This window comes from Mycobacteriales bacterium (assembly GCA_030697205.1).
Classification (GTDB): Bacteria; Actinomycetota; Actinomycetes; order Mycobacteriales; family SCTD01; genus JAUYQP01.
In genome coordinates this window covers 16253-30041 of record JAUYQP010000037.1, presented here as the reverse complement: position 1 = coordinate 30041, position 13789 = coordinate 16253, and the positions used below count along the sequence as shown (strand labels likewise).

9 protein-coding genes and 1 pseudogene are annotated in these 13789 nt (G+C 75.3%); 9 read left to right on the top strand and 1 reads right to left on the bottom strand.

The window, feature by feature from the left end; all coding sequences use genetic code 11:
• The first annotated feature begins 12 nt into the window (after positions 1–12).
• The 3 genes from Q8R60_11770 to Q8R60_11760 are packed head-to-tail and all read left to right on the top strand — an operon-like array spanning position 13 to position 4543.
• On the top strand, positions 13–3090 hold the full coding sequence (locus Q8R60_11770; protein MDP3713145.1) for a hypothetical protein: 3078 nt from the start codon (positions 13–15) through the stop codon (positions 3088–3090).
• Positions 3087–3908, top strand: coding sequence for an ATP-binding cassette domain-containing protein (locus Q8R60_11765; protein ID MDP3713144.1), 822 nt, complete (start codon positions 3087–3089; stop codon positions 3906–3908). The genes Q8R60_11770 and Q8R60_11765 overlap by 4 nt, the downstream gene beginning before the upstream one ends.
• Complete coding sequence (locus Q8R60_11760; GenBank protein ID MDP3713143.1) at positions 3905–4543, top strand: ATP-binding cassette domain-containing protein; 639 nt, start codon at positions 3905–3907, stop codon at positions 4541–4543. Before Q8R60_11765 ends, Q8R60_11760 begins: the two co-directional genes overlap by 4 nt.
• On the opposite strand, the gene Q8R60_11755 is transcribed toward Q8R60_11760, so the two are convergent.
• Positions 4488–5540 (bottom strand): phosphatase PAP2 family protein, encoded by a 1053-nt coding sequence (locus Q8R60_11755; GenBank protein MDP3713142.1) that lies wholly within the window; start codon positions 5538–5540, stop codon positions 4488–4490. The genes Q8R60_11760 and Q8R60_11755 overlap by 56 nt on opposite strands.
• 187 nt (positions 5541–5727) lie before the next feature.
• Between Q8R60_11755 and leuS the strand changes: the two genes are divergently transcribed.
• The 6 genes and pseudogenes from leuS to Q8R60_11725 all read left to right on the top strand — a co-directional run bounded on the left by leuS (position 5728) and on the right by Q8R60_11725 (position 13784).
• Positions 5728–8211, top strand: coding sequence for a leucine--tRNA ligase (gene leuS, locus Q8R60_11750; protein ID MDP3713141.1), 2484 nt, complete (start codon positions 5728–5730; stop codon positions 8209–8211).
• Between the two features lie 26 nt (positions 8212–8237).
• Positions 8238–9086: a DegV family protein gene (locus Q8R60_11745; GenBank protein MDP3713140.1), complete on the top strand. Its 849-nt coding sequence runs from the start codon at positions 8238–8240 to the stop codon at positions 9084–9086.
• Positions 9086–9637: a glycerol-3-phosphate 1-O-acyltransferase PlsY gene (plsY, locus tag Q8R60_11740; GenBank protein ID MDP3713139.1), complete on the top strand. Its 552-nt coding sequence runs from the start codon at positions 9086–9088 to the stop codon at positions 9635–9637. The genes Q8R60_11745 and plsY overlap by 1 nt, the downstream gene beginning before the upstream one ends.
• 9 nt (positions 9638–9646) lie before the next feature.
• Complete coding sequence (locus Q8R60_11735) at positions 9647–10390, top strand: SGNH/GDSL hydrolase family protein (protein MDP3713138.1); 744 nt, start codon at positions 9647–9649, stop codon at positions 10388–10390.
• 338 nt (positions 10391–10728) lie between these two features.
• Positions 10729–11712 (top strand): helix-hairpin-helix domain-containing protein, encoded by a 984-nt coding sequence (locus Q8R60_11730; protein MDP3713137.1) that lies wholly within the window; start codon positions 10729–10731, stop codon positions 11710–11712.
• 143 nt (positions 11713–11855) lie between these two features.
• Positions 11856–13784: pseudogene (locus Q8R60_11725) on the top strand (ComEC/Rec2 family competence protein).
• Positions 13785–13789 lie beyond the last annotated feature (5 nt).

Sequence of the window (13789 nt, the reverse complement as noted above, 5' to 3'; positions counted from 1 at the left end):
GAGGGAGTCGTGGTGGGACTGCGCCTGGCGCTGCGCGCGCTGTGGTTCCGCCGTGGCGTGTCCGCCGTGGTGCTGGTCATCGCCACCGTGGCGGTCGCCGCAGCCGCGCTCGGTCCGGTCTGGTCCACCGCCGCGCAGGAGTCGTTACTGCGCGACCGGCTCGCCGAGGAGCCGGTCGGTGCCACCGGGCTGACGGCCGTGCGCGGCAACGCCACGACGCTGCGCCCTCTGTCCGCAGCCCAGCTGCTCGACGCGACCCGGTCTGCGCTGGCTGATCCCGCGGTCGACGGGAGCTTCGGTGGCGTCCGGTCCGGGCTGCGGCTGACGACCGACCTCCCGCTGCTCGGCGACAGCAACGTCACCCCTGTCGCCGTGGCGAGGCTGGCCTGGCGGGAGGGGCAGTGCGCGCTGCTGCGCTTCACCGAGGGGCGCTGCCCCGAGGCGCCCGGCGAGGTCGTGGTGAGCGCCCGCGCCGCCAGCAGCCAGGGCCTCGGTCTCGGCCCGTTGCGGGTGCGCCTCGTCGGCGGGCCGGCGGTGTCGCCGCCGCGGGTCGTCGGTCTCTACGAGCCGATCAACCCTGACGACCCGGCGTGGTTCTCGGTCGACTACTTCGACGCGGGGCCGCGTCCCGGTGACGCGGCGCCACCCAAGGTGGACACCGTCTTCGCGTCGCGGGCCAGCTTCGACGTCATCGCCCCGGCCGGCCTCACGGCCAGCGCGGAGCGCGCCCTGCTGCCCGACACCGTCCAGCTCGGGAGCGCCGCCGCGCTGCGCGCCGACGTCCTCGCGCTCGTGCGCGCGCGCGGCGGCTCGGGCCAGGCCGTCACGACCACGCTGCCCGAGCTGCTGCTGTCCGTCCGTGACGAGCAGGACGAGGTCCGCACCGGCGCGCTGGTCGTGGCGGCTCAGCTGCTGCTGCTCGCGGCGGCCGTCCTGCAGCTGGTCCTCGCTGGCGCGACCGAGGACCGCGCGGGCGAGGTGGCGCTGGCGCGGCTGCGTGGCGCGGGACCGGGACGGACGGCGGCGACCGGGCTGCTCGAGCCGCTGCTCCTGCTGCTGATCGCCGCACCCGCGGGGCTGCTGCTCGCGCTCGGGGCAGGTCAGCTGCTCGTCAGCGGGGCGTTGCGTGACGGCACCAGGGTCACGCTCACCCCTGCTGTGCTGGGAGCGGTCGTCGTCGCCGTCCTCGCCGGTGCCGCCGCCGCCGCTGTGGCCGGTCGACGGGTGCTCACCGCGCCGGTCCTCACGGTGCTGAGGCAGGAGGGCGGGCGTCCGGGCGGGGCGCGGGGCGCCGCGGCGGAGGCCGTCGTCGTCGCGCTCGCCGGTGCCGCCACCTACCAGCTGCTGTCCGAGCCGGATGCCGGTGGGTTGGCGCTGCTCGCCCCGGCCCTGCTCGCTCTCGCGGTCGGCCTCGTCGGCGTCCGGCTGGTGCCGCTGCTGGCCCGGCTGCTGGTCCGCCGGACCCGTCACGCCCCACGGACGGCCACCTTCCTCGCGGTGCGCCAGGTCGCTCGGCGTCCGCAGCTGCTGCGGGTCGTCGTGCTGCTGGCCGTCGCGGTGGCGCTCGCGGTCTTCGCGGTGGACGGGTGGCGGGTGGCGGGGGACAACCGCCAGCTGCGCGCGGCTCAGGAGGTCGGCGCCCCCACGGTGCTGCGACTCGCGCCGGTCGCGGTGCCCGAGCTCATCGCCGCGGTGCAGGCCGTCGACCCGGTGGGCCGCACCGCGCTGGCGGCGATCGAGAGCGTCCCGGGCGGGCAGAGCGCCTACGACCGGCTGCTTGCCGTCGACACCACCCGCCTCGCTGCCGTGAGCGCCTGGTCCACCACCTGGACCGGTCTGGACGCCGACGCCCAGTCCGCCGTCCTTCGACCCCAGGGGATCGCACCGGTGCGCGTGCAGGGCCGCCGGCTCGAGCTCGACGTCGCCGCGGCGCTGTCGGTCGCCGAGGAGCCTGCGCGGCTGGCGGTCGAGGTGCGGTCCGGCGGGGTGGACCGGGTCGTGGAGCTCGGAGTGCTGAGGCCGGGCGCCGCCACCTACGCCGCCGACCTGCCACCGGAGTGCGCCGACGGTTGTCCCGTGCGCCGCTTCCGGCTCGACCGCTCGAGCTCGGGGCGCGTCGCCGGTGAGGTGGTGATCTCGGCGGTGCGGGTCGACGGTCGCGGCGCCGACGTCCCTCTCACGTCGGCGACGGCCTGGCGCGGGATCCGCGTGGAGCTGTTCGACCCGTCCACCGTGGTGCAGCCGCGCACCACCGCCGGACCGCAGGGCCTGCGGGTCGCCTTCGACTCCCGCACCAGCTCGGCACCGATCGCCTGGACCACCACCGACGTGCCCGAGGCCCTTCCGGTGCTGGTCGGGCCGGACGTGCGCCTCAACGCCTACGGCGGTGACGAGAGCCGGGCGCTCGGCATCGCACCCGACGGCGCGCTGGTCCTGCTCGACCCGCAGCAGACCGCGAAGGTGCTGCCCCGCACCGGGCTGTCGGGGGCGCTCGCCGACCTGTCCGTCCTCGACCGCCTCTCCCGGCTCACGTCCCCGGTGGGGGAGCCGCAGGTCTGGCTGGCCGCGGGTGCCGACGTCCCCGCGGTCACGGCCGCGCTCGAGGGCGAGGGGTTGTCCGTCGCCTCGGTCGAGTCGCTCGCCGAGCGCCACCGCCAGCTCGACCAGGAGGGCCCGGCTCTCGCGCTCCTGCTCTTCCTCGTGGCGGCCGCCGCCGCACTGGTGCTGTCGGTCGTCGCGGTCAGCGCGGTCCTGCACGACGCCGGTCGTGGCCGCGCCACCGAGCTGGCGTCCCTCCGCGTCCTGGGTGTGGGCAGGAGGGAGCTCGTGCGGGCCAGCGTGCGCGAGCAGGTGGCGCTGCTCGGCGTGGGGCTCGTCCTCGGCGCTGTCGCGGGAGCGGTAGCCGTGCAGGTCGCGCTGCCTCGACTGCCCGTCGCCGCCGAGGCGTCCGGGCTGGCCCCGGCGGTGCTCGACCCGGCCTGGCCGCTGCTCGGCGCGCTGCTGGCCGGCACCGCCCTGGTCGTCGTGATCGTGGCCGTTGTCAGTGCGCGGCTCGTGGTCCGCTCCGCCGGCCTGGGCAGGCGCGCGTGACCGCCGTCCACTGCGAGGGGCTCGTCCACATCTACCGCCGCGAGGGCGAGGACGTCGTCGCCGTACGCGGTGTCGACCTCGACGTCGACAGCGGGGAGCAGGTCGCCCTGCTCGGGCCGTCAGGCTCCGGGAAGTCGACTCTGCTCTCGATGCTGGGCGGGCTGCTGCGCCCCTCGGCCGGACGGCTGCGCGTCGGCGAGCTCGACCTCGCGCGCGCCACCGAGCGCGAGCTGCGCAGGATGCGCGGGAGCACCGTCGGGCTCGTCCTGCAGGGCGCGTCCCGCAACGTGCTGCCCTACGGCACCGTCGCTGACAACGTCCGCTTCGCCCAGCGCGGCACCCGTCGCCGCGACGCGCTCGACCCGCAGGCGCTGCTCGACGCGCTGGGCACGGGCGAGCTCCACGACGCCCCCGTCGCGCGGCTGTCGGCGGGGGAGCTGCAGCGGGTCGCGCTGGCGGTCGCGCAGTCGACCCGCCCGGGGTTGCTGCTCGCCGACGAGCCCACCTCTCAGCTCGACACCGCCGCGCGCGACCAGGTGCTGCAGGTGCTCGAGCGGGTCGGCAGCGAGTTCGGCACGACCGTCGTCGTCGTCACCCACGACGCCGAGGTGGGCCTGGCCCTGGGGCGCACGGTGACGATGCGCGACGGGCGGGTCGGTGCGGAGGGGCGGCGCGGCGAGGACTTCGCGGTCGTCGGTCGCGACGGCTCGGTGCACCTGCCCGAGGACCTGCTCGAGGCGTGGCCGCCCGGCACCCTGGTGAAGGTCGCCCGCGACGGTGACGAGGCGCTGCGGCTGACCCGGGAGGACCCGTCGTGACGCTGACCGTTGCGGGGGTCTCGGCCGGGTGGGGCGGCGGCGCCGTCCTGCACGACATCTCCTTCCACCTCGAGCCCGGCCAGCTGCTGGCGGTCACGGGTGCCTCGGGCGCCGGCAAGACGACGCTGCTGTGGGCCCTCGCCGGCGCGCTGCCGACCTCGGCCGGTGAGGTGCTGCGCGGTGGCACTCGGGTCCGCGCCGGTGACGAAGCCCAGCTGCGCGAGGTCGGCCTGACGCTCCAGGGCCTCGGCCTGGTCGCGGTCCTCACCGCGGCCGAGAACGTCGAGCTGCTCCTGCAGGCCCGCGGGGTGGCCCGCCGCGAGGTCGGGCCGCGCGCCCTGGAGGCCCTGGCCCGCGTCGGCCTCGGCGAGCTCGGCGACCGGCCGGTCGAGGAGATGTCGGGCGGTCAGCAGCAGCGGGTCGCGGTCGCCCGGGCGCTCGTCACCGCGAGCCCCGTCGTGCTCGCCGACGAGCCGACCTCCGAGCTCGACAGCACGACGCGCGACCTCGTCGTACGCGCCTTGAGGGCCGAGGCTGACCGGGGCGCGGTCGTCGTGCTCGCGACGCACGACCCCGACGTCACGGAGCAGTGCGACCTGGAGCTGCACCTGGTCGACGGTCGCGTCGCGTCATGACCGCACGCACGCCGTAGACCGCGATCGCGGCGTAGGCCCAGCCGATGAGCACGTCCACGACGTAGTGCTCGCCGCCGTAAACCAGCGTCCACGCCATGAGAGCGCTGTAGGCGACGAGGACGCCACGCAGCCAGCGGTTGATGACTGGCCAGCAGAACAGCAGCAGCAGCATCGGGATCGCGGCGTGCAGCGACGGGATCGCGGCGACCGGGTTGCTGTAGGCCTCGCCGCGCTGGATCGCGGAGTTGACCGTGTGGCCGCCGACGGCGCGAAGCGTCTCCGGCGCGATGCGGGCGATGCCCGGCGCGAGCTCGCCGTTGAGCGAGGCCATCCAGGGCGGCGCCGCGGGGTAGACGGTGTAGGTCACGAGGGTGATCGCGGTCAGCGTCACGAGCGAGGCGAGGTAGCGGCGGAACAGCGAGTAGCGCAGCGCCCAGAGCGCGACCGCGAGGGCCAGGGACACCAGGAAGTGGGAGAAGTAGGTGACGAACGCGACCACGTCGTACCACTGCACCTGGCCCGCGTCGTAGTACCGCTCCTGCAGCCACTCCGTCGGGACCGTCCCGAAGAACAGCGCGCGGTCGGCCTCGATCGGCTCGGTGAGGTGGGCCCTTGCCGTCTTCTCCGGGAAGAAGACCGACGAGCGGTAGGAGGGCAGGTCGAACAGCGTGCCGCCGACCTCGTTGGCGAAGCCGCGCAGCAGGTCGTAGGCGAACAGCACCGCGATCAGCGGCGCCCAGTCGCGCCAGACGACGCGCCGCCACAGCCGCCAGTCGCCGCCGCAGGCCGCCAGCAGCAGCAGCAGGACCCAGCCGGTGACGACCTCGCGACCGGTCGGGAAGCCGAAGACGGCACCGACCGCAGCGAAGACGACGAGTACGCCGAGGAGCCACCGCCGCCGCCGAGCCCTCGCCTGCGGGCCACCGACCCGCCACGGCGACTCGACGCGACCGTGCTCCACGGCGTCCTCGACCAGGGGGTCCAGGGTGCCGGTCATCCCGACGAGCCTACGTTCCCGGGGCGTGCGGACCCGCGTAGAGTGCGTGCCATGCAGATCACGGGGCAGCTGCTCCTTCCCGGGCCGCGCTGAGCAGGCACGACCTCAGCGCGGCGCCCCCGTGGCCCTCACCGACGAGGTGGCCGGGGGCTTTCTCATGTCCGGGACCAGCAGGCAGGAAGAGCAGATGAGCGACACGAGCACCGAGACCGGCCCCGCAGAGCCGGCCGGCTACGACCCGCACGCTGTCCAGGACCGCTGGCTGCCGGTCTGGGACCGCCTCGACCTCCACCGCGCGGGGCGCCGGGCCGGGGCCGAGAAGAAGTACGTCCTCGACATGTTCCCCTACCCCAGCGGAGACCTGCACATGGGTCATGCCGAGGCCTGGGGGATCGCCGACGTCGTCGCGCGCTCGTGGATGCGCCGCGGCTACGACGTGCTGCACCCGGTCGGCTGGGACTCCTTCGGGCTGCCCGCGGAGAACGCCGCGATCAAGCGCGGTGAGCACCCCGCGACCTACACCTACGGCAACATCGAGGTCCAGGCCGACAGCTTCCGGCGCTACGCCGTGAGCTTCGACTGGTCGACCCGGCTGCACACCAGCGACCCGGAGTTCTACCGCTGGACGCAGTGGCTGTTCCTGCTCTTCCGCGAGCGCGGCCTGGCCTACCGCAAGAACAGCGCCGTCAACTGGTGCCCGCAGGACCAGACCGTGCTGGCCAACGAGCAGGTCGTCGGGGGCAGGTGCGAGCGCTGCGGCGCCGAGGTCACCAAGCGCGAGCTGACCCAGTGGTACTTCAAGATCACGGAGTACGCCGACCGCCTGCTCGACGACATGGCGTCCCTGGAGGGCCAGTGGCCCGACCGGGTGCTGCTCATGCAGAAGAACTGGATCGGTCGCTCCACCGGCGCCCACGTCGACTTCTCCGTCGCGGGGCGCACGGTCACCGTCTTCACGACCCGGCCGGACACGCTCTACGGCGCGACCTTCTTCGTCGTCGCCGCGGACGCTCCTCTGGCTGACGAGCTGTGCGCGCCGTCGCAGCGCGAGGCCTTCGAGGCCTACCGCGCCGACGTCCGCAAGCTCAGCGACATCGACCGGCAGTCCACCGACCGGCCCAAGACCGGTGTGCCGCTGGGCGTCACCGCGGTCAACCCGCTCAACGGCGAGGAGCTGCCGGTCTTCGCGGCCGACTACGTCCTGGCCCACTACGGCACCGGCGCGATCATGGCCGTGCCCGCCCACGACCAGCGAGACCTCGACTTCGCGCGCGCCTTCGACCTGCCGGTGCGGGTCGTCGTCGACACCGGCGAGGCCGACCCGGCCGAGACCGGGGTGGCGACGACCGGCGACGGCGTGCTGGTCAACAGCGGCCCGCTCGACGGGCTGCCCAAGGCCGACGCGATCGCCCGCGCGATCGAGGTGCTGGGGGAGCGGGGCACGGGCAGCGAGGCCGTCACCTACCGGCTGCGCGACTGGCTGCTGTCGCGCCAGCGCTTCTGGGGCACCCCGATCCCGATCGTGCACTGCGCGGCCTGCGGTGAGGTGGCTGTCCCCGACGACCAGCTGCCGGTGCGGCTGCCCGACGACATGAAGGGCGAGGACCTCAAGCCCGCCGGCACGTCGCCGCTCGGCGGCAACGAGGCATGGGTCGCCACGACCTGCCCGACCTGCGGCGGTCCCGCGTCGCGCGACACCGACACGATGGACACCTTCGTCGACTCGAGCTGGTACTTCCTGCGCTACTGCTCGCCGCACTACGAGGACGGACCCTTCGACCCCGAGGCCGTGCGCGCCTGGGCGCCGGTGACCCAGTACGTCGGCGGTGTCGAGCACGCGATCCTGCACCTGCTCTACAGCCGCTTCTTCACCAAGGTCCTGCACGACATGGGGATGCTCGACTTCACCGAGCCCTTCACGGCCCTGATGAACCAGGGCCAGGTCATCAACCAGGGCAAGGCCATGAGCAAGTCGCTGGGCAACGGCGTCGACCTCGGCGGTCAGCTCGCGCAGTTCGGCGTCGACGCGGTGCGCCTGACGATCGTCGGCGCCGGCCCGCCCGAGGACGACATCGACTGGGCCGACGTCTCGCCCGGCTCGACGCTGAAGTGGCTCGGTCGCGTCATGCGCCTCGCGCACGACGTCGCCGCGCTGACCGGTGACGGTCGCGAGGAGTCGGTCGACAAGGCCGTCGCGAAGGCCGTCGACGAGGTCACCCGCCTCATCGACGGGCAGCGGCTCAACGTCGCCATTGCCCGCTTCCACGAGCTGGTGAGCGCCCTGCGCAAGGCCGCCGACGGCTCGGCCCCGCCCGCGGGGTCGCTGCGCGACGGCGCGCACGCGCTGGCCGTCATGCTCAGCTGCTACGCGCCCTACACGGCCGAGGAGGTCTGGTCGGTCCTCGGCCACGACGTCGAGGCCGGCGACTCGGTGCACGACAGCAGCTGGCCGACGGTCGACCCCGCGCTGCTCGTCGACGACACGGTGACCTGCGTCGTGCAGGTCGCGGGCAAGGTCCGCGACCGCCTCGAGGTGCCGCCCGGCATCGGCGAGGACGAGCTGCGGGAGCTGGCGCTCGCGACCGACGGTGTCGTGCGGGCTCTCGACGGCAGGGGCATCCGCACCGTCGTCGTGCGCGCGCCGCGCCTGGTCAACGTCGTACCCGCCTGAGCTGCGCACCGCTAGGGTCCGACGCCATGAGCCGCTCCGTCGCCGTCGTCACCGACAGCACGGCCTACCTGCCCGACGGGCTGGCGGCCGAGCACGGCATCGGGGTCGTGCCGCTGCACGTGGTGCTCGGCGGCCGCACAGGTGTGGAGGGCGTCGACGTGACGCCCGACCAGGTCGCAGCCGCGCTGGTGGAGAAGCGCACCGAGGTGTCGACGTCGCGGCCGACCCCGGCGGAGTTCGCTGCGGCCTACCGCAGCGCCGGGGCGCCGCAAGTGGTGTCGGTGCACCTGTCGTCGGAGCTGTCCGGCACCTGCGACGCCGCCCGGCTGGCGGGGGAGGAGGTGGCCGCGGAGGGCATCGAGGTCACCGTCGTCGACAGCCGCACCCTGGTGATGGGTCTCGGCTTCGCGGTGCTCGCCGCTGCCCAGGCCGCCGCCGGTGGGGCCGCAGCCGCCCAGGTCGCCGCCCGCGCCCGGGAGGTCGCGGAGCGCACGACGACGCTGTTCCTCGTCGACACCCTCGAGCACCTTCGCAAGGGCGGCCGCATCGGTGCGGCCAGCGCGCTGGTGGGGGCCGCGCTCGCGGTCAAGCCGATCCTGCAGGTCAAGGACGGCGTCATCGGACCGCTCGAGAAGGTCCGCACCGCGTCGAAGGCGCTCGCGCGGCTGCAGGAGCTCGCCGTCGAGGCGGCCCGTGACGGCGACGTCGACGTGGCGGTCCAGCACCTGGGCGCCGACGACCGGGCGGCGCTGCTGGCCGAGGACCTGCGTACCCACCTGCCCCGTATCAAGACGATGCTGCTGTCCGAGATCGGTGCGGTGGTCGGCGCGCACACCGGCCCCGGGCTGCTCGGGGTCGTCGTCTCGCGCCGGTGATGCTGCTCGCGGCGGCACTGGCCGTCGGCTACCTGGTGGGGTCGGTCTCGCCCGCCGTCCTGGTCGCCCGCGCCAAGGGGGTCGACCTGCGGGCGGTCGGCTCCGGCAACCCGGGCGCCAGCAACGCGGGACGTGCTCTTGGTCGTCGTACCGGCGTCCTCGTCGCCGTGCTCGACGTGGCCAAGGGCGCGGTGCCCGCGGCCGCCTTCGGTGCCCTCGAGCACGAGGCCGGGCTCGTCGCCGGGCTGGCTGCGGTGCTCGGCCACGTCAGCTCGCCCTTCCTGCGCGGCAAAGGTGGCAAGGGCGTCGCGACCGCGGCCGGGGCGATCCTCGGCTCGCACCCGCTGTGGTTGCCGGTGGTGCTGCTGACCTGGGTCGTGGTCATCGGGGTCTCGCGCTGGATCGCCCTCGCGTCGGTGTGCGCGTCGCTCGCCGCGCTGGTCGTGTCCCTCGTCGCCGGCGAGGACCGCTGGTGGGCCGGGCTGCTCGCCGCGGTCGTGCTGGTGCGCCACAGGGACAACCTCGCGCGAAGGTGGCGTCGCACCGACTAGGTTCTGCGCGTGGACAGGGTCTGGCCCAAGCTGGGTGACGTACTGCTGGTGCTCCTCGCCGTCGTGGTGGGGGCCGCGGCCGTGGCGGTGAGCCTCGGCTATGGCCTGCGCGACGCGCCCGCGACCGCCGACTCGCTCGCACCGGTGCCGTCGGCGTCGCCCGACATGACCGAGCAGGTGCAGGCACTCTTCTTCGGCGGCTCGGTCGTCGCCGGTGCGTCGCGGACGCCCGGCACTCCGACCTTCGCGGAGGTCGCCGCGGTCCAGCTCGGCTGGCGCGCCGAGGTCGACGGCCGGCAGAGCGCCGGCCTCACCGTCGGTGGCCCGCGCCGGCTCACCGAGCTGCTGCCGGCCGACCTCGACGAGCCGAAGCCCGACGTCGTCGTCGTGCAGGGCGGCGAGTCCGACACCGCCGCCACCCCCGCCGAGGTCCGCGCCGCCGTGGCCGAGCTCGCCGCGACGCTGCGCGAGTCCTACGGCCTCGCGACCCGGCTCGTCCTCGTCGGTCCCTACTCGCCCGTCGCCGAGCCCTCCGACGAGATCGTCGCCGTCCGCGACGCGATGCGCACCGCCGCCAAGGCCGCCAGCCTGCACTTCTTCGACCCGCTCGAGTCGGCCTGGGTCTCGGCCTCCGACCCCGCCGGCCTCGTCGACGGCGGCACCCGGCTGCCCACCTCGGACGGCCACCTCAAGATCGGCCGCCTGCTCGCCGCCTCGCTCGAGACGCTGAAGGTCGTCCCGTCCGCAGGGTGACGTGGGCACCTGGCGCTCGTCGCGTCAGGCGCTTCCGCGGAAGCGGGCCGTCCACATCACCGGCCGCCCGCGGTGGGTCAGCGTGGTGCTCACGTCAGCATCCGACCGGTCGTGAAGATCGTCGTGAAACAGGTGTCGCAGCGACAGGCGCCTGACCAGCGCTCTCACGCTCTCGCCCCCCGAGGCCACTACACGACGATCTTCACGACCCCAGGTTCCGCGGGCCATCGCCGCGGCGCCGCTGCCGGGTTCGCGGTCCGTCCACAGGCTGATGGCAGCGTCCACAGGCAGGGGTACGCCGGGCCCGCGGGGCGTCGCGCGCTCCTAGCGTGCGTGCGGTGCGCCGCCGCCCGGACCCTGCCGTCGTCGAGCTCGCCACCGCTCGGCTGGCGTTGGTGCTCGGCGGGTCTGCTGGTGTGCCCGCACTGGGGGGCTGGGTGCCGCCGCCGCTCGACGAGGCGCCGACCCTGGTTCTTCCCCCGGCACTCGAGCCGGCAGCGCCGGTGGTGTCCCACCCCACGCCAGGACCGCTGCCCGACCCGGTGCCGGATCCCGATGCGATGCCGGTGCCCGACGCGTTGCGAGTGCCGATGCCCGAGGTGGTGCGAGAGCGCGAGCCGCTGTCGCAGCCATCGCCATCGCCATCGCCATCGCCAAAGCCGGAGCCGGAGCCGTCGCCGAGGGGCGGTGCGCCGCTGCCCGGGCCCGGGTGGCGGGGGCTGCTGCCGAGGTCGGTGGTCGGCGGGCGGGTCGACCCGGGGCGGTCCGGGGTCCTCGCGCTCGTCGCGGTCGCCGTGGTCGCAGCGCTGGTCGCGGGTGGGGTGCTGCTGCGGGGTCGGCCGCAGGAGGTGAGCGCCCCGACGGTGCTGGCCTCGGGCGGCCCGCTGCCCGGTGCGAGCGCGGCGGCGGACGGACAGGTCGTCGTGGCAGTGGCGGGCAAGGTGCGCAAGCCCGGGATCGTGCGGCTGCCGGCCGGGTCGCGGGTCGACGACGCGGTGCGGGCGGCGGGCGGTCTTGCTCCGGGCGCGTCCCCGGGGCTGCTCAACCTGGCCCGGCGGCTTGTCGACGGCGAGCAGGTCCTCGTCGGGGTCGAAGCGGCGCCGGGCGGGCCGGGTGCTCCGGCCGCAGGCGGGCTGCTCGACCTCAACACTGCGACGGCCGAGCAGCTCGACGACCTGCCCGGGGTCGGTCCGGTGCTGGCCGAGAGGATCGTCGACTGGCGCACCGAGCACGGTCGCTTCGCGAGCGTCGACCAGCTGCGTGAGGTCAGCGGGATCGGGGAGTCGAAGTACGCCTCGATGAAGTCGAAGGTCCGCGTGTGAGCGGGGATGCCACGCCCGACCGCGCTGACTTCCGGCTGGCGGTGCCAGCATTGGCCGCGTGGGTGGTGGCGTGGACCGGGCGGTGGCTGCCGGTCGCCCTGCTCGTCGGCGTCGCGCTGGTCCTGGCAGGGGTGGCGGCGACGATGCTCGTGCGTCGACGCGGCAGCGCGGTGCTCGCGGGGGTGCTGGTCTGCTCGGCGGCGGCCGCGCTCGCGACGTCGGCGCGGCTCGCCGGGCGAGACGTCGAGCCGGTTGCCGACGCGGCCCGTCGCGAGGCCGCCGTCGTCGTCGAGGCGGTCGTCACCGACGACCCGCGCCGGGCGCAGTCGGTCGCTCCCGGTCCGGGTCGGGAGCTGGTGGTGACGCGGGTGCGGGTGGAGTCGCTGCGCACCGGCGGACGCGAGCACCGGCTGCGGGTGCCGGTCGTCGTGCTGTCGTCGGACCCGGCCTGGCTCGCGCTGCTGCCGTCGCAGCGGGTCGGTGTCGAGGGGCGGCTGCGACCGGCGGAGCACGGTGACGACGTCGCCGCGGTCCTGAGCGGCCGCGGCCCGCCGGAGGTGCTGTCCGACCCGTCGGCGCTGCAGCGCGCGGCCGGCCGGCTGCGGCAGGGCCTGCGTGACGCGGTCGCCCCGCTGCCCGACGCCGAGGCCGGTCTGCTGCCCGGGCTCGTTGTCGGCGACACCAGCCGGCTCGACCCGCAGCTGCGCGAGGACTTCCGCACCACCGGCCTCACCCACCTCACGGCTGTGTCCGGCACCAACGTCGCGATCCTGTGCGGGGCGGTGCTGCTGCTCGCCCGCCGGCTGGGGGCGGGGATCCGCGGGGCACCGGTGCTAGCGGGGATCGCGCTGGCGGGCTTCGTCGTACTCGCTCGTCCATCGCCCTCGGTGCTGCGCGCCGCCGTCATGGGGGCGGTTGCGCTGGTGGCGCTCGGCACCGGGGGACGTCGCGCGGCGGTGCCGGCGCTGGCCGCCGCGACGCTCGGGCTGGTGCTGCTCGACCCCGACCTCGCGGCGACGCCCGGCTTCGCGCTGTCGGTGCTCGCGACCGCGGGGCTGCTGCTGCTCGCACCCGGCTGGCGCGACGCGATGACCCGTCGGGTGCCGCGCTGGCTCGCCGAGGCGGTCGCGGTGCCGGCCGCGGCGCAGGTCGCGTGCGGTCCCGTCGTGGTCGCGATCTCCGGGCAGCTCGGGCTGCTGTCGGTGCCGGCCAACCTGCTTGCGATCCCCGCCGTCGCGCCAGCGACGGTGCTCGGCGTGCTCGCCGCCGTTGTCGCCCCGGTCTGGCTCCCACTGGCCCAGGTGGTCGCGTGGGTGGGCTACCTGCCGGTGGCGTGGCTGGTGCGGATCGCGCGGGCAGGGGCAGCGGTGCCCGGTGCCGGGGTCGGCTGGCCCGACGGGCTCGAGGGCGCGGGCCTGCTCGCCGGGGCGACGCTGCTCGGCTGGCTCGCGGTGCGCCAGCGGGTGCTGCGCAGGGTCCTGGCTGCCGGGGTCGCCGGGTCGCTGGTCACCGGTCTCGGGCTCGCCGCGGTCGCGCCCGCGTGGCCGCCTCGCGACTGGGTGCTGGCGGTCTGCGACGTCGGACAGGGCGACATGACGGTGGTCCGCGGCGGGCTGGTCATCGACGCCGGGCCCGACCCCGCGGCGGCCGACCGCTGCCTTGACCAGCTCGGCGTCGACCGGGTGCCGCTGGTCGTACTCACCCACCAGCACGCCGACCACGTGCTCGGGCTGCCCGGGGTGCTGCGCCGCCCGGTCGGGCTGGTCGAGGTGGGCCCGCTCGCCGAGCCGGAGGCCCAGCACGAGCAGGTCCTCGCCTGGGCGCGCGCGGCCGGGGTCCCGGTCGCCCAGGCGGGGCTGGGGGAGCAGCGAGCGATCGGCGAGGTCGCGTGGACGGTGCTGGCGCCGGGCCGGCGCTACCGCGGGACCCGCTCCGACCCCAACAACAGCTCGCTCGTCCTGCGGCTGCGCGCCCCCGGCCTGACCGCGCTGCTCACCGGCGACGTCGAGCCCGAGGCGCAGGCCGACCTCGTCGAGGCCGGCGTCGAACCGGTCGACGTCCTCAAGGTCCCCCACCA